Annotated in this window: 14 protein-coding genes; all 14 read right to left on the bottom strand. The window is 57.8% G+C overall.

The annotated features are described in order from the left end of the window. The 14 genes from rpsC to rpoB all read right to left on the bottom strand — a co-directional run bounded on the left by rpsC (position 1) and on the right by rpoB (position 16869). On the bottom strand, positions 1–684 hold the full coding sequence (gene rpsC, locus L0Y14_RS01800; protein ID WP_005960960.1) for a 30S ribosomal protein S3: 684 nt from the start codon (positions 682–684) through the stop codon (positions 1–3). A gap of 18 nt (positions 685–702) precedes the next feature. Then, positions 703–1035 (bottom strand): 50S ribosomal protein L22, encoded by a 333-nt coding sequence (gene rplV, locus L0Y14_RS01795; protein ID WP_005960961.1) that lies wholly within the window; start codon positions 1033–1035, stop codon positions 703–705. 11 nt (positions 1036–1046) lie between these two features. After that, positions 1047–1319: a 30S ribosomal protein S19 gene (rpsS, locus tag L0Y14_RS01790; protein WP_005960962.1), complete on the bottom strand. Its 273-nt coding sequence runs from the start codon at positions 1317–1319 to the stop codon at positions 1047–1049. Positions 1320–1339: 20 nt separating this feature from the next. Continuing rightward, positions 1340–2164 (bottom strand): 50S ribosomal protein L2, encoded by an 825-nt coding sequence (gene rplB / locus L0Y14_RS01785; protein ID WP_005960963.1) that lies wholly within the window; start codon positions 2162–2164, stop codon positions 1340–1342. 23 nt (positions 2165–2187) lie between these two features. Next, positions 2188–2484, bottom strand: coding sequence for a 50S ribosomal protein L23 (gene rplW, locus L0Y14_RS01780; protein ID WP_005960964.1), 297 nt, complete (start codon positions 2482–2484; stop codon positions 2188–2190). After that, the gene (rplD, locus tag L0Y14_RS01775; protein ID WP_039959878.1) at positions 2481–3083 is read right to left on the bottom strand and encodes a 50S ribosomal protein L4; all 603 of its coding nucleotides are present in this window, start codon (positions 3081–3083) and stop codon (positions 2481–2483) included. The genes rplW and rplD overlap by 4 nt, the downstream gene beginning before the upstream one ends. A gap of 5 nt (positions 3084–3088) precedes the next feature. Then, positions 3089–3739 carry a 50S ribosomal protein L3 gene (rplC, locus tag L0Y14_RS01770; protein ID WP_005960966.1) on the bottom strand — a complete coding sequence of 217 codons (651 nt, stop codon included), beginning with the start codon at positions 3737–3739 and terminating at the stop codon, positions 3089–3091. 11 nt (positions 3740–3750) lie between these two features. Then, positions 3751–4062: a 30S ribosomal protein S10 gene (rpsJ, locus tag L0Y14_RS01765; RefSeq protein ID WP_005960967.1), complete on the bottom strand. Its 312-nt coding sequence runs from the start codon at positions 4060–4062 to the stop codon at positions 3751–3753. A gap of 6 nt (positions 4063–4068) precedes the next feature. Further along, complete coding sequence (gene tuf, locus L0Y14_RS01760; RefSeq protein ID WP_251859242.1) at positions 4069–5259, bottom strand: elongation factor Tu; 1191 nt, start codon at positions 5257–5259, stop codon at positions 4069–4071. Between the two features lie 21 nt (positions 5260–5280). Then, on the bottom strand, positions 5281–7374 hold the full coding sequence (gene fusA, locus L0Y14_RS01755) for an elongation factor G (protein ID WP_040820199.1): 2094 nt from the start codon (positions 7372–7374) through the stop codon (positions 5281–5283). Positions 7375–7416: 42 nt separating this feature from the next. Continuing rightward, positions 7417–7887, bottom strand: a complete 471-nt coding sequence (rpsG, locus tag L0Y14_RS01750; RefSeq protein WP_005965390.1) for a 30S ribosomal protein S7 — start codon at positions 7885–7887, stop codon at positions 7417–7419. Positions 7888–7916: 29 nt separating this feature from the next. Continuing rightward, a complete protein-coding gene (gene rpsL / locus L0Y14_RS01745; protein ID WP_005965391.1) occupies positions 7917–8291 on the bottom strand; it encodes a 30S ribosomal protein S12 in 375 nt (124 codons plus the stop codon). Positions 8292–8562: 271 nt separating this feature from the next. Then, positions 8563–12777: a DNA-directed RNA polymerase subunit beta' gene (gene rpoC, locus L0Y14_RS01740; RefSeq protein ID WP_006475792.1), complete on the bottom strand. Its 4215-nt coding sequence runs from the start codon at positions 12775–12777 to the stop codon at positions 8563–8565. A gap of 15 nt (positions 12778–12792) precedes the next feature. Then, entirely contained in the window at positions 12793–16869 is a 4077-nt protein-coding gene (rpoB, locus tag L0Y14_RS01735) for a DNA-directed RNA polymerase subunit beta (protein WP_005965394.1), read from the bottom strand. Positions 16870–16971 lie beyond the last annotated feature (102 nt).

The following is a 16971-nucleotide window of genomic DNA, read 5'->3' as shown; positions in this document are numbered from 1 at the left end:
TTACGACCTCTTTCCTGCGGATTTGGTCTTAGGCTCTGCTTGCGCCACCTCTCCATCAGCAAAGACTTCACCCTTAAAAATCCAAACTTTTACGCCGATGATGCCATAAGTGGTGTTGGCCTCGGCAAAACCGTAATCGATATCGGCACGCAAAGTGTGCAGCGGCACACGACCTTCACGGTACCACTCGCTACGGGCAATCTCAGCACCGTTCAGACGACCACCGATATTGATCTTGATGCCCTGCGCTCCCAAGCGCATGGCATTCTGCACCGAACGCTTCATGGCCCGACGAAACATCACACGACGCTCAAGCTGCTGAGCAACGCCCTCTGCGACAAGCTGTGCATCCAGCTCAGGCTTGCGAATCTCCTCAATGCTAATGTGCACGGGGATCCCCATCATCTTGGAGACCTCGTTGCGCAAGGCATCAATGTCGCCGCCCTTCTTGCCGATAACAAGGCCGGGCCGTGCCGTATGCACAGTGATATGTGCATTTTTTGCAGGGCGGTCGATCTGAATCCGGCTTACGGATGCCTGATAGAGGCGCTTCTTCAGAAAATCCCGGACACTGAGATCATTGTTCAGCAGATCAGCATAGTGCTTGGAATCTGCGTACCATTTCGACGTCCAGTCTTTTACGATACCCAGTCGGATACCGGTTGGATGTACTTTCTGACCCATATCGGCCTCTCTTGCCTGTTACTTGTCTGCGACAGTCACATTGATGTGACTGGTCCGCTTGAGGATACGGGCTGCGCGCCCCTTTGCACGAGCACGGATTCGCTTCATAGTCGGCCCCTCGTCAACGCTGATCGCTGAGACCTTAAGCTCATCGATATCCGCACCTTCGTTGTGCTCTGCATTGGCAATCGCCGACTCAAGAACCTTCTTTACCAGAACCGCGCCTTTCTTCTTGCTGAATGCGAGAACATTCAACGCCTGTTCAACCGGCAGACCGCGAATCTGGTCTGCGACCAGCCGAGCCTTCTGGGCCGACATGCGCGCATGTCGCAATTTTGCTGATGCCTGCATCTTACGCCCCCTTACCTGGACTTCCTGTCCGCTGCATGACCCCGATAGGTGCGGGTCAGCGCGAACTCGCCGAGCTTATGGCCAACCATGTTCTCAGAGATGAGAACCGGCACATGCTGACGACCGTTGTAGACCGCAATGGTCAGACCGACCATTTCGGGCAGGATCATCGAGCGCCGAGACCATGTCTTAATGGGCCGCTTGTTGTTTTGCGCGACCGCATCTTCCACCTTCTTGGCCAGGTGGTGATCGATAAACGGCCCTTTTCGGATTGAACGTGGCACGACTCTAACCCCTACTCAAGTTACTTACGATTGCGGCGGCGTACGATCATCTTATCGGTACGCTTGTTGGTGCGGGTTTTATAACCCTTAGTTGGCATACCCCAAGGGGATACCGGATGACGCCCGCCCGAGGTCCGACCCTCACCACCACCATGTGGATGATCCACCGGGTTCATGGCGACACCACGGACGGTGGGACGTACGCCCCGCCAGCGTGTGGCGCCCGCCTTGCCGAGAGATCGCAGATTGTGCTCCGAGTTGGAGACCTCACCGATTACTGCACGGCAATCGGATGGAATCTTGCGCATCTCACCGGAACGCAGACGCAGGGTTGCGTAGTCACCTTCACGAGCGACCAGCTGAACCGATGCACCCGCAGAACGTGCGATCTGGGCGCCTTTGCCAGGCTTCATCTCGATGCAGTGCACCACAGAACCCAGCGGCATATTGCGCAGCGGCAGGCAGTTACCCACCGCGATTGCGGCATCACTGCCGGAGCATACTTCATCTCCAGCTTTCAGACCGCTCGGCGCAATAATGTAGGCACGCTCACCATCCTCATAGCGGATCAGTGCAATGTGCGCGGTCCGGTTTGGATCGTATTCCAAACGCTCTACCACTGCGGCCTCTTCACGATTTCGCTTGAAATCGATGATGCGGTAGCGCTGTTTGTGACCACCACCGCGATGGCGGGTAGTGATACGACCAGTATTGTTGCGACCACCACTCTTGGTCTTCTTCGCGACCAACGGTGCGTAAGGGCCGCCCTTGTGCAGCTCTTTATTCACTACCTTGACCACAAAACGGCGGCCAGCAGAGGTCGGGTTTGTCTTTACGATAGCCATTATTCCAATCCCGTTAGATTCGCTCAGGCACCGCCGGCGAAATCGATATCATTGCCTTCTTTGAGGCGAACGTAGGCCTTTCTCCAATCAGAGCGGCGACCCTGGATCTGACCAAAGCGCTTCTTCTTGCCCTTTACATTCACTACCTGCACCCGCTCGACCTCAACATCGAACAGCTTCTCCACAGCAGCGGCAATCTCTTGCTTAGTCGCATCTTTCACAACGCGAAAAGTAAACTGCCGGTTTGCATCAGCGACAATACTGCTCTTCTCCGAAATAAGCGGGCTGAGCAGTACCTTCATCAGACGTTCGTTATTCATGCCAAACGCTCCTCAATCTGCTTAACCGCGCCTTCGGTCATCAAGACCTTTTCGTAGGCGATCAGGCTTACCGGGTCGATCTCCTGCACATCGCGCACATCGACACCATAGAGGTTGCGTGCTGCGAGATAGAGATTCTCATCCGGGTTGTTTGTCACAACCAGCACATCGCTCAAATCCATCTCTTTCAGCTTGCCGACCAGCTCTTTGGTCTTCGGCGCAGAGACGTTGAACTCCTTCACCGCGACCAACCGCTCCTGACGGATCAACTCGGAGAGAATCGAGCGAATCGCACCCCGGTACATCTTACGATTGACCTTCTGCGCGTAACTACGTGGCTGCGCAGCAAAGGTCACGCCGCCACTACGCCAGATCGGGCTGCGGCTAGTGCCGGAACGGGCACGACCGGTACCTTTCTGACGCCAGGGCTTGATGCCACCACCGTTGACCGCGGAACGACTTTTCTGCGCCTTGGTGCCGGAACGGGCAGCCGCCATATGGGCGGTCACGACCTGATGGATCAGGCCTTGCTTGTACTCTGCACCGAACACGGCGTCGGAGACCTGGATGGCATCTCCACCTTGTACATTCAAATCCATCGGTTTCACCCTTTGTTCTTCATCTTGATCGCAGGCAGCACGATCACATCACCGCCAGTAGCGCCAGGGACTGCCCCCTTTACCAACAGCAGGTTGCGCTCAGTGTCGACCCGCACCACTTCCAGGTTCTGCTGGCAACGCTGAACATCGCCCATGTGACCAGCCATCTTCTTACCCTTGAAGACACGACCTGGGGTCTGGCACTGACCGATCGAACCCGGCGCACGATGCGACAGCGAGTTACCATGAGTGGCGTCCTGGGTACGAAAGTGGTGGCGCTTCACACCACCCTGAAAACCTTTACCCTTGCTCTGGCCACGCACGTCGATCTTCTGCCCAACCTCAAAGAGGTCGGCCTTGATCTCGGCACCGACCTCGATGCCTTCGCCCTCACCATCTTCCAGGCGGAACTCCCACAGACCACGCCCCGCCTCAATACCGCCCTTCGCCAGGTGACCGGCGGCAGCCTTGTTAACGCGAGAAGCCTTGCGTGCACCAGTGGTCACCTGGATCGCACGATAACCATCTGTGTCCTCGCTTTTCAGCTGAGAGACACGATTCGGCGCGACCTCGATCACGGTAACCGGCACTGACGCACCCTCTTCGGTGAAGACGCGTGTCATACCGATCTTGCGTCCAATAACTCCAATAGCCATTGTTCTTAACCTCAGTTCAGCTTGATCTGAACGTCCACGCCGGCGGCCAGATCGAGCTTCATCAGCGCATCAACGGTCTTGTCAGTTGGGTCGACAATATCCATCAGACGTTTGTGGGTACGAATTTCATACTGGTCGCGTGCGTCCTTATTGACGTGCGGGGAGATCAGTACGGTAAACCGCTCTTTCTTAGTCGGCAGCGGAATCGGGCCGAGTACCTGCGCGCCAGTGCGCTTGGCAGTCTCAACGATCTCACGGGCCGATTGATCGATCAGTCGATGATCGAAAGCCTTCAGGCGGATGCGAATTCTCTGGTTAGCCATTGTCTATCACTCGATGATCTTGGAAACCACGCCGGCACCCACGGTACGGCCACCCTCTCGGATAGCGAAACGCAGGCCCTCTTCCATTGCGATCGGCGCGATCAATTTTACCGTCATCTTGACGTTGTCACCCGGCATCACCATCTCCACACCCTCGGGCAGGTCACAGGCGCCGGTCACGTCGGTAGTACGGAAGTAGAACTGCGGACGGTAGTTTGCAAAGAAGGGGGTGTGACGACCACCTTCATCCTTGCTCAGCACGTACACCTCACACTCGAAGTGGGTGTGCGGGGTGATGGTACCCGGGTGCGCCAGCACCTGGCCGCGCTCAACATCTTCACGCTTGGTGCCACGCAGCAGCACACCCACGTTGTCGCCGGCCTCTCCCTGATCCAGCAGCTTACGGAACATCTCAACGCCGGTGCAGGTAGTCTTCGCGGTCTCTTTGATTCCGACGATCTCAACCTCTTCACCCACCTTGATCACGCCGCGCTCAACACGACCGGTTACCACGGTGCCTCGACCAGAGATGGAGAAGACGTCTTCGATGGGCATCAGAAAGGCGCCGTCAATCGCACGCTCCGGCTCAGGGATGTAAGTATCCAGCGCCTCGACCAGCTTGGCAATGGAGCCAGCGCCGATATCGGACTCGTCACCTTCCAGCGCCTTCAGCGCGGAACCAATGATCACAGGAGTGTCATCGCCGGGGAAATCGTAGCTGTCCAGCAGCTCACGAATCTCCATCTCAACTAGCTCTAGCAGCTCTTCATCGTCGACCATATCGGCCTTGTTCATATAGACGATGATGTAGGGCACACCAACCTGACGAGAGAGCAGGATGTGCTCGCGGGTCTGCGGCATCGGGCCATCAGCGGCCGAGACCACCAGGATCGCGCCATCCATCTGCGCCGCACCGGTGATCATATTCTTTACATAGTCAGCATGGCCGGGGCAGTCCACATGGGCGTAGTGGCGATTCTCAGACTCGTACTCCACATGCGAGGTAGCAATGGTGATACCACGCTCACGCTCTTCCGGGGCGTTGTCGATCTGATCGAAGGCGCGCTGCTCGCCACCAAACTTCTTCGCCTGCACCAGCGTGATCGCTGCAGTCAAGGTGGTCTTACCGTGGTCAACGTGACCAATGGTGCCCACATTAACGTGCGGCTTTGTGCGTTCGAATTTTTCCTTGGACACAGTTCTTACCCCTATACCCGGTTACTGTTTCTTAATCACGGCGTCGGCGACGTTAGCCGGCACCTCTGCATACTTGGCGAATTCCATACTGTAGGTCGCCCGCCCCTGGGTGGCTGAGCGCAGGTCGGTCGCATAACCGAACATCTCGCCCAACGGCACCTCGGCCTTGATCTGTTTGCCGGCGCCCCCATCCTCCATGCCATGAACGATGCCACGACGACTATTGAGATCGCCCATCACATCACCCATGTACTCTTCCGGCGTCACCACCTCGACCTGCATGACAGGCTCTAGCAGTACAGGCTTGGCATTTTGCACCGCCTCACGCAGGCACATCGAGCCGGCAATCTTAAACGCCATCTCGCTGGAGTCAACGTCGTGGTAGGATCCGTCATACAAGGTGACTTTGATGTCGACCATCGGATAGCCGGCTATTACACCATTCTCCATCGCCTCTTGCACGCCTTTATCGACGGCCGGAATGTATTCACGCGGCACCGAACCACCGACGATCTCGTTTACAAACTCGTAGCCAGCACCAGACTCACGCGGCTCGACACGCAGATAGACATGACCATATTGCCCACGTCCGCCCGACTGCCGCACGAACTTGCCCTCCTGCTCGACCGCACTGCGAATGGTTTCGCGATAAGCGACCTGCGGCGCACCAACATTCGCTTCGACCTTGAACTCGCGCTTCATGCGATCGACGATGATATCGAGGTGCAGCTCACCCATCCCGGCAATAATCGTCTGGCCCGACTCTTCATCAGTGGAGACGCGAAACGAGGGATCTTCCTGCGCCAGCTTCGACAGCGCGACACCCATTTTCTCTTGGTCTGCCTTGGTGCGGGGCTCCACGGCCACCGCGATCACCGGTTCAGGAAATTCCATGCACTCGAGAGTGACCACCTGCTTGAGATCACACAGGGTATCGCCCGTGGTAACCTGCTTGAGGCCGACTGCTGCCGCAATATCGCCGGCGCGCACCTCTTTTATCTCCTCACGGGAGTTGGCGTGCATCTGCAGGATGCGGCCGATGCGTTCCTTCTTTCCCTTTACCGGATTAAAGACACTATCACCAGACTTCAGCACCCCAGAATAGACCCGGAAAAAGGTCAGCGATCCAACAAAGGGATCGGTTGCAATTTTGAAGGCCAGCGCCGCAAACGGCTCATCATCCGATGCGTGGCGCTCTTCCTCGGTCTCGCCATCATCCAACACGCCACGAATGGCTGGCACGTCGAGCGGCGAGGGCATCAACTCGATTACTTTATCGAGCACCGCCTGAACACCTTTGTTCTTGAATGCGGACCCCAGCGTGACTGGAACGATCTCCAGACTTAGGGTGCGCAGTCGCAGCCCTTCAATGACATCCGCTTCAGAGAGATCACCCTGCTCCAGGTATCTCTCCGTCAACTCTTCGTTGGCCTCGGCAGCCGCCTCAACCATCCGCTCGCGACACTCATTGCAGGTATCGATGAGATCATCCGGAATCGCCGCATAGGTGAAATCCACACCCATGTTATCCTCGCTCCAGACGATCGACTTCATCTTGATCAGGTCGACCAGACCTTCGAAGCCCTCTTCCACCCCGATCGGCACCTGGATCGGCACCGGATTCGCGCCAAGACGCTTTCCAAGCTGCCCGACGACACGAAAGAAGTCTGCCCCCATGCGATCCATCTTGTTGACGAACGCCATCCGGGGTACGTGGTATTTATTCGCCTGCCGCCAGACCGTCTCTGACTGCGGCTCCACCCCACCGACCGCGCAGAGCACAAACACCGCGCCGTCCAGCACCCTTAAAGAGCGCTCCACCTCAATGGTAAAATCAACGTGCCCAGGGGTATCAATAATGTTAATGCGGTGCTCATCAAACTGCCGAGCCATACCGCGCCAGAAGCAGGTAGTGGCTGCAGAGGTAATGGTTATCCCGCGCTCCTGCTCCTGCTCCATCCAGTCCATTGTGGCCGCGCCATCATGCACTTCACCGATCTTGTGCGAAACACCGGTGTAGTATAGGACGCGCTCGGTCGTCGTCGTCTTACCAGCATCAATGTGCGCCATGATGCCAATATTGCGATAACGCTCGATTGGAGTTTTCCGTGCCACAATAAGACCTGTTTGTAAAAGAGCGAGCAGAAAAAGTTCTGCTTACCAGCGATAGTGCGAGAACGCCTTGTTTGCCTCAGCCATACGATGAGTGTCATCGCGCTTCTTCACCGCGGCACCCTTATTTTCAGAAGCATCCACCAACTCCCCCGCGAGACGCCGAGCCATCGACTTCTCAGAGCGTTTGCGTGCCGCATCGATCAGCCAACGCATCGCCAGCGAATTACGTCGACTCGGACGCACTTCCACCGGAACCTGATAGGTCGCACCACCAACGCGGCGGGACTTAACCTCAACCGCAGGACGAACATTCTCCAGCGCCATCTCCAGCACATCCAGAGGCTCACCACCACGCTTCTCAGACATCTGATCGAGCGCGCCGTAGAGAATCTTCTCGGCGACCGATTTCTTGCCATCAACCATCACCATGTTGATGAACTTCGCCAGCAGTTCACTTCCGAACTTCGGATCAGGAAGGGTCTCGCGCTTGGCTGCTACTCGTCTTCTTGGCATTGCTCTATCTCAACTCAAAATTCAGCTGTTTAGCTTTTGGGCCGCTTGGCACCATACTTGGAACGACCCTGACGTCGACTCTCAACACCGGAGGTATCGAGACTGCCGCGCACCACGTGATAACGCACACCGGGAAGGTCCTTAACACGACCACCACGAATCAGCACCACCGAGTGCTCCTGCAGGTTGTGACCCTCACCACCGATGTAGGTAGTTACCTCGTAGCCATTGGTGAGGCGTACGCGAGCCACCTTACGCAACGCCGAGTTCGGCTTTTTTGGCGTAGTGGTATAAACACGCGTACACACACCACGGCGCTGCGGACACGCCTCCAGGGCCGGCACATTACTCTTCTGGACTTTCCGTTTTCTGGGCTTACGCACCAGCTGGTTAATCGTCGCCATCTACTCCGTCTCCAAGGACGTTGACACTTGCATATCACAAAAACAAAGGAGAAGCCGACACCCACCGGCCGCATTCACAGCACCGGAACGATCGAATTCTCTGGCAATTAACTTTGCCCCAACCACCGCATCCGCGATGAGTTAGCGCGTCAGAAGCGACAGGCCGGCAGAGGCCGACCTGTCACAAAGACGGCGCATTTTATGCACCGTTAGCACGCTTGTCAAGCTTCAGCAAAGAAAGCCTGCTCAAGCCGGCCAAAAGAGGTGCTGATTACTCCACTTCCGGGGTGTTCAGCGCCTCCTTAAAGGCCTGCTCCACCTCTTCCACCACCAGCTCAGGCTTACTCTCCTCCTCCATCGTCGCCTCCATCCGCTTACGACGGCGATCCTTGTGATAGGAGAGGCCGGTACCTGCCGGAATCAAACGACCAACAATGACGTTCTCCTTAAGCCCATTAAGGCTATCGCTGGAGCCACGCACCGCCGCCTCAGTCAGCACTCGCGTGGTCTCCTGGAAGGAGGCCGCCGAGATGAAGGACTCGGTTGCCAGCGAAGCCTTGGTGATGCCCAGCAGGAGCGGCTCATAGAGCGCTGGATGCTTGCCATCTTTACGCAGCTGCTCCGCCTCCTCCAACAGAGAAGCCTTTTCCACCTGCTCGCCCTTGAGGTATTTGCTGTCGCCCGAACTGACGACCTCGACCTTACGCAGCATCTGGCGGATGATCACTTCGATGTGCTTGTCGTTGATCTTCACGCCCTGCAGCCGGTAGACGTCCTGAATCTCCTTGACCAGATATTCGGCAAGGTCAGTTACGCCCTTCAAGCGCAGGATGTCGTGCGAATTGAGCTCGCCGTCGGAGATCACATCGCCCTTCACCACATGCTCACCTTCAAACACGTTGACGTGCCGCCATTTCGGAATCAGCTCTTCATGCTGTTCGCCTTCCGAATCGGTCACCACCAAACGCTGCTTGCCCTTGGTGTCCTTACCAAAACTGACGGTACCGGTAGCTTCGGCGAGGATCGCCTGATCCTTCGGCTTGCGCGCCTCGAACAGATCTGCAACACGCGGCAAACCACCCGTGATATCACGGGTCTTGGATGACTCCTGCGGAATACGCGCCAACACGTCACCAACGCCCACTGCGGCACCATCCTGCACACCGATAATCGCCTCAGACGGCAGAAAGTAGTGGGCAGGGATGTCGGTGCCAGCGATATTCAGGTCATTGCCTTCGGCATCAACCAGTTTCACCATCGGACGGATATCCTTGCCCGCCGCAGGCCGCTGCTTTGGATCTATGACCACCAGCGAGCTAAGGCCCGTGACATCGTCCACCTGACTCTGCACGGTGACGCCGTCGACGAAGTCGACAAACACCAGGGTGCCCTCCACCTCGGTAATAACCGGGTGAGTATGCGGATCCCAGTTGGCGACGATCTGACCGCCTTCCACCGGCGACTCGTCGGCCACCTGCAGGGTTGCACCGTAGGGCACCTTGTAGCGCTCGCGCTCACGCCCTACCTCATCAACCACGGTCAGCTCACCGGAGCGTGATGTCGCCACCAAGTGCCCTGCCGCATGCTTGACCGTCTTGATGTTGTGCAGCCGTACAGTACCGCCGGTCTTCACCTGAACATTGTTGACTGCCGCAGAACGTGACGCGGCGCCACCGATATGGAAGGTACGCATGGTTAGCTGGGTGCCGGGCTCGCCGATCGACTGGGCAGCGATAACACCAACCGCCTCACCCTGATTCACCCGGTGACCTCGCGCCAGATCTCGACCATAACACTGGGCACAGACACCGACCCGGGCCTTGCAGGTGATGGCAGAACGCACCACTACCTGGTCAATACCAACCCGCTCCAGGGTATCAACCCACTCCTCATCGAGCAGTGTGCCAGCTTCGCAGACCAGCTCATCGCTGCCGGGGCGGTAGAGATCGACGGCGGTTACGCGTCCGAGGATACGCTCGCGCAACGGTTCGACCACATCACCGCCTTCGATGATCGGCTGCATCACCAGCCCCTCTTCGGTGCCGCAATCTTCCTCCAACACCACCATGTCCTGCGCCACATCGACCAGTCGACGCGTCAGGTAACCGGAGTTAGCCGTCTTCAGCGCGGTGTCGGCCAGACCCTTACGTGCGCCATGGGTGGAGATGAAGTACTGCAGTACGTCGAGCCCCTCACGGAAGTTGGCGGTGATCGGCGTCTCAATGATCGAGCCGTCGGGCTTGGCCATCAGGCCTCGCATACCCGCCAGCTGGCGAATCTGGGCAGCGGAACCACGCGCGCCAGAGTCCGCCATCATGTAGACCGAGTTGAAGGAGTCCTGCTCAACCTCGTTGCCCTCATGATCGGTGACCTTCCGCTTGCCGAGCTTGGCCATCATCGCCTTGGCCACCTGGTCATTGGTGTGGGACCAGATATCCACCACCTTGTTGTAGCGCTCGCCGTTGGTCACCAGACCGGAGATGTACTGATTCTCGATCTCCTTGACCTCCTCCTCCGCCCGCGCCAGGATCTCGCTCTTCTCCTCCGGCACCACCATATCATTGGCGCAGAAAGAGACCGCGGCCCGAGTTGCGAAACGGAAACCCATGTACATCAACTGGTCGGCGAACACCACGGTGTCTTTCAGACCGAGGCGACGATAGGAGGCATTGATCAGGTTAGAGATCGCCTTCTTACCCATCGGCTGATCCACCAGCGAGAAGGGCAGCCCGTCGGGCACGATCTCAAATACGATAGCCCGACCAACCGTGCTATCGACGATCGAATATTTTTCACGACGACTGCCATCCTCGCCGATCTCGACCTCACGGATACGCACCTTGACCCGCGCCTGCAGGTCGGCCTGACCAGCATCGTAGGCACGCTTGGCCTCTTCGATATCGGCGAAGGCCATGCCCTCGCCCTTGGCGTTGACCCGCTCGCGGGTCATGAAGTAGAGCCCCAGTACCACGTCCTGAGAAGGCACGATGATCGGGTCGCCGTTGGCCGGAGAGAGGATGTTGTTGGTCGCCATCATCAGGCTGCGCGCCTCGAGCTGCGCCTCCAGCGAGAGTGGCACATGCACCGCCATCTGGTCGCCATCGAAGTCAGCATTGAAGGCGGTACAAACCAGCGGATGCAGGTTGATCGCCTTACCCTCCACCAGCACCGGCTCAAACGCCTGGATGCCGAGACGGTGCAAGGTTGGTGCGCGATTAAGCATCACCGGGTGCTCGCGGATCACCTCTTCGAGGATATCCCAGACCTCGGTGGTGCCGCGCTCTACCAGCTTCTTCGCTGCCTTGATGGTGGTAGCCAGGCCACGCAGCTGCAGCTTGGAGAAGATAAACGGCTTGAATAGTTCCAGCGCCATCTTCTTCGGCAGGCCGCACTGATGCAGCTTGAGGGTCGGGCCGACCACGATGACCGAACGCCCGGAATAGTCGACACGTTTACCCAACAGATTCTGACGAAAGCGCCCCTGCTTGCCCTTGATCATGTCGGCCAGCGACTTCAGCGGACGGCGGTTGGTGCCGGTAATGGCGCGTCCGCGGCGACCGTTGTCGAGCAGCGCATCCACCGACTCCTGCAACATGCGCTTCTCGTTGCGCACGATGATATCGGGGGCATTCAGATCAAGCAGCCGCTTCAGACGATTGTTGCGGTTGATCACCCGACGGTAGAGATCGTTTAGATCGGAGGTGGCAAACCGACCACCATCCAGCGGCACCAGCGGACGCAGCTCCGGCGGCAACACTGGCAGCACGGTCATCACCATCCACTCGGGGCGATTGCCAGACTGATTGAGCGACTCCAGCAGCTTCAGCCGCTTGGTAAACTTCTTGATCTTGGTCTCGGAATTGGTGCCCTCGATATCCTCCCGCAGACGCTTGATCTCCTCCGGGATGTCGATGGTCTTGAGCAGCTCATAGACCGCCTCGGCGCCCATGCGCGCATCAAATTCATCGCCGTTCTCCTCAAGCGCCTCCAGATACTGCTCATCGGTTAGCAGCTGACTGCGCTCCAGCGGCGTCATGCCGGGGTCAACCACGACGAACGACTCAAAGTAGAGCACCCGCTCGATATCGCGTAGCGTCATGTCCATCAGCAGGCCGATACGCGACGGCAACGACTTGAGGAACCAGATGTGCGCCACCGGACTGGCCAGCTCGATGTGGCCCATGCGCTCGCGGCGCACCTTGGCCAGGGTCACTTCAACGCCGCACTTCTCACACACCACGCCACGGTGCTTGAGACGCTTGTACTTGCCGCACAGGCACTCATAGTCACTCACCGGGCCGAAGATCTTGGCGCAAAACAGGCCATCGCGCTCCGGCTTGAAGGTGCGGTAGTTGATGGTCTCTGGCTTCTTTACTTCGCCATAGGACCAGGACCGGATCATGTCAGGGGAGGCCAAACCGATGCGAATTGCATCGAATTCCTCAGTCTGCCCCTGCTGCTTCAGAATGTTCAGAAGATCTTTCAAGGTAGTGACTCCGTATTAGTCCTGTTCCAGTTCAATGTTAATGGCGAGGGAGCGGATCTCCTTGACCAACACATTGAACGATTCCGGCATTCCCGCTTCCATCTGATGATTGCCGTCGACAATATTCTTATACATGCGGGTACGGCCATTGACGTCGTCGGACTTGACCGTGAGCATCTCTTGCAGGGTGTAGGCGGCGCCATAGGCTTCCAACGCCCAGACCTCCATCTCACCGAAGCGCTGACCACCGAACTGCGCCTTACCACCCAGCGGCTGCTGAGTAACCAGGCTGTAGGGACCAGTGGAGCGGGCATGCATCTTGTCGTCCACCAGATGGTTGAGCTTCAGCATGTACATGTAACCAACCGTGACCTGACGCTCGAAGGCGTCGCCGGTACGACCATCGAACAGGGTCAGCTGACCGCTCTGCGGCAGTCCGCCCAGCTCCAGCATGTGGTGGATCTCAGACTCGTGGGCACCATCGAAGACCGGTGTGGCCATCGGCACGCCTTCGCGGAGGTTGCCACATAGCGTCACCACCTCTTCATCGGTGAGGGAGTCGAGATCTTCACGCTTGCCGCTGGTGTTGTAGACCTTATCGAGGAACTCACGCAGCTCGGCGACCTTCGCCTGGGCCTGCAGCATCGCGCCGATCTTGCGCCCGACCCCTTTGGCGGCGAAGCCGAGATGGGTCTCCAGCACCTGACCAACGTTCATGCGCGAGGGCACACCCAGCGGATTGAGCACGATATCGACCGGCTCGCCGTGCTCATCGAACGGCATATCCTCCACCGGCACCACGTTAGAGATAACACCCTTGTTACCATGGCGCCCCGCCATCTTGTCACCGGGCTGAATGCGGCGCTTCAGTGCCACATAGACCTTGACCATCTTCAGCACGCCGGGAGCGAGATCATCGCCGGAAGTGAGCTTGCGCTTCTTCTCCTCGAATTTTTCACGGAACAGCTCACGCTGCGCCTTGATCTGTTCTGCGATCGCTTCAAGCTGCGCCACCGCCTCTTCATTGCGCAGACGGATCTCCAACCACTTATCGCGATCCAGATCAGCGAGGTAGGACTTGGTGACCTTGGCCCCCGCCTTGAGCTGGTTCGGGCCACCCTCGGCGATCTTGCCAAGCAGCATCCGCTCAACACGCTGGAAGGTATCCTCCTCCATGATACGCAGCTGGTCGTCAAGATCCTTGCGCACACTCGCCATTTCCATCTCTTCGATAGACAGGGCGCGGGCGTCCTTCTCCACTCCGTCACGGGTGAAGACCTGCACATCGATAACCGTACCAACCACGCCGGAAGAGACGCGCAGGGAGGTGTCCTTCACGTCTGAGGCCTTCTCGCCAAAGATCGCCCGCAACAGCTTCTCTTCCGGGGTCAGCTGGCTCTCGCCCTTGGGCGTGACCTTGCCGACCAGGATGTCACCCTCTTTCACCTCGGCGCCGATGTAGACGATGCCCGACTCATCCAGCTTGGAGAGTGCCGCCTCGCCCACATTGGGGATATCACCAGTGATCTCCTCCGGGCCCAGTTTGGTGTCGCGGGCCATGCAGGTGAGCTCTTCAATATGGATCGAGGTAAAGCGATCCTCTTCGACAACCCGCTCGGAGATCAAGATCGAGTCCTCGAAGTTGTAGCCGTTCCAGGGCATGAAGGCGACGCGCAGGTTCTGGCCCAGAGCCAGCTCGCCCATGTCGGTGGAGGGGCCGTCGGCCAACACGTCACCGCGGGCGATCGTGTTGCCCACTTTCACCAATGGCCGTTGGTTGATGCAGGTGTTCTGGTTGGAGCGGGTGTACTTGGTAAGGTTGTAAATGTCGACACCCGACTCACCCGCCTCAGTCTCGTCATCATTGACCCGCACCACGATGCGCGCTGCATCGACAGTCTCAATCTCACCGCCACGCTTGGCCACCACGGTCACACCGGAATCAACCGCCACAGTGCGCTCCATACCGGTACCCACCAAGGGCTTTTCTGCACGCAGGGTCGGCACCGCCTGGCGCTGCATGTTGGACCCCATCAAGGCGCGGTTGGCATCATCGTGCTCCAGAAACGGAATCATCGAGGCCGCCACCGAGACGATCTGCTTGGGCGAGACGTCGATGTACTGCACCTTGTCCGCAACGGAGAGGGTGAACTCATTCTGATGACGGGAAGAGACCAAATCATCGGTCAGATTGCCCTCTGCATCGGTCGATGCGCTGGCCTGAGCGATGACATAACGCCCCTCTTCGATAGCCGAGAGATAGTCGATCTGATCAGTCACCTTGCCGCCCACCACCTTGCGGTAAGGGGTCTCGAGAAAACCGTATTTATTGGTTCGGGCATAGACCGCCAACGAGTTGATCAAACCGATGTTGGGGCCTTCCGGGGTCTCGATCGGGCAGACTCGGCCGTAGTGGGTCGGGTGCACGTCGCGAACTTCGAAGCCGGCACGCTCGCGGGCCAAGCCGCCCGGACCCAGTGCCGAGACACGCCTTTTGTGGGTGACCTCGGAGAGCGGGTTATTCTGGTCCATAAACTGGGAGAGCTGGCTGGAACCGAAGAACTCTTTGACCGCTGCCGAGACCGGCTTGGCATTGATCAGCTCCTGCGGCATCAAGCCTTCCGACTCCGCCTGGGTCAGGCGCTCCTTGACTGCACGTTCAACGCGCACCAGGCCAACACGAAACTGGTTCTCCGCCATCTCGCCAACACAACGAATACGGCGGTTGCCGAGGTGATCAATGTCATCCACCACACCATTACCGTTGCGGATGTTGATCAGCTCCTTCAGCACATCGCTGATATCTTCTTTCGACAACACGCCTTCACCCACCGACTCCTCGCGGCCCAGGCGACGGTTAAATTTCATGCGGCCTACTGCGGAGAGATCGTAGCGTTCGGCAGTGAAAAAGAGATTATTGAACAGATTCTGCGCCGCCTCTTTGGTCGGCGGCTCACCCGGACGCATCATCCGGTAGATCTCCACCTGTGCCTCCAGTTCGTTACTGGTGGAATCAATACGCAAAGTATCGGAGATGAAAGGGCCGTGATCGAGGTCGTTGGTGAAGATGGTCTGGATCTTCTTCACGCCCTTCTCAACCAGCAGATCCATCATCTCATCGGTGATCTCAGTATTGGCGTCGGCGAGCAGCTCACCTGTCTCCTTGTCGACCACATTATGGGCCAGGGTGCGCCCGACCATGTATTCGCGAGTCACATCGAGCTTGCTGACACCAGCCTTATCTAGCTGGCGGATATGACGTGCAGTGATACGACGCCCCGCTTCCACGATGACCTCATCACCCACCTTGATGTCGAAGGAGACAGTCTCACCGCGCAGCCGTTCGGGCACCAGATTAACTTTCACTGTGCGCTTGGTCAGGCTGAAGGTGTCGGTCTCGAAAAACATCCCGAGTATCTGCTCGGTATCGTAACCGAGCGCGCGCAACAGAACAGTCGCAGGCAGCTTGCGACGGCGATCGATGCGCACAAACACGTTATCCTTTGGATCGAACTCGAAGTCGAGCCAGGAGCCACGGTAGGGAATCACCCGCGCGGAAAACAGCAGCTTGCCCGAGGAGTGGGTCTTGCCCTTGTCATGGTCGAAGAAGACACCCGGGGAACGATGCAACTGGGAGACGATAACCCGCTCGGTTCCGTTGATGACAAAGGTGCCCGTGTCGGTCATCAGGGGCATTTCACCCATGTAGACCTCTTGCTCGCGGATATCCTTGACCACATTGGAACCCGCCGGTGCCTCCTTATCGTAGATCACCAGCCGAACCAGAACCCGAAGAGGGGCAGCATAGGTGGTGCCGCGCAGTTGACACTCGCGGACATCGAAGACCGGCTCACCCAAACGGTAGTTCACATACTCCAGCACTGCATTGCCAGAGTAACTGACAATCGGTAATACTGATTTAAAAGCGGCATGCAAGCCAACATCCTTACGCTTTTCCAGCGGTACACCCTGCTGGAGAAAGTCACGGAAGGATTCGATCTGCGTCGCAAGCAGAAACGGGACGTCGAGAATACTAGTGCGCTTACCGAAGTCTTTGCGGATACGCTTTTTCTCGGTGAAAGAATAGGCCATGCTGCCGCCCTCAGTGTCTTAGGCTAAATGAATGATGCGATACCGGGCTCATGATCCGACTGAGCTCATATTGGCATTCGCCTGTTTGACTTCCTGTCGACC

Origin of the sequence: Candidatus Endoriftia persephonae (genome assembly GCF_023733635.1) — a bacterium.
Lineage (GTDB): Bacteria > Pseudomonadota > Gammaproteobacteria > Chromatiales > Chromatiaceae > Endoriftia > Endoriftia persephonae.
The sequence above is the reverse complement of the archived record's forward strand: the minus strand, read 5'-3'. Positions and strand labels throughout refer to the sequence as shown.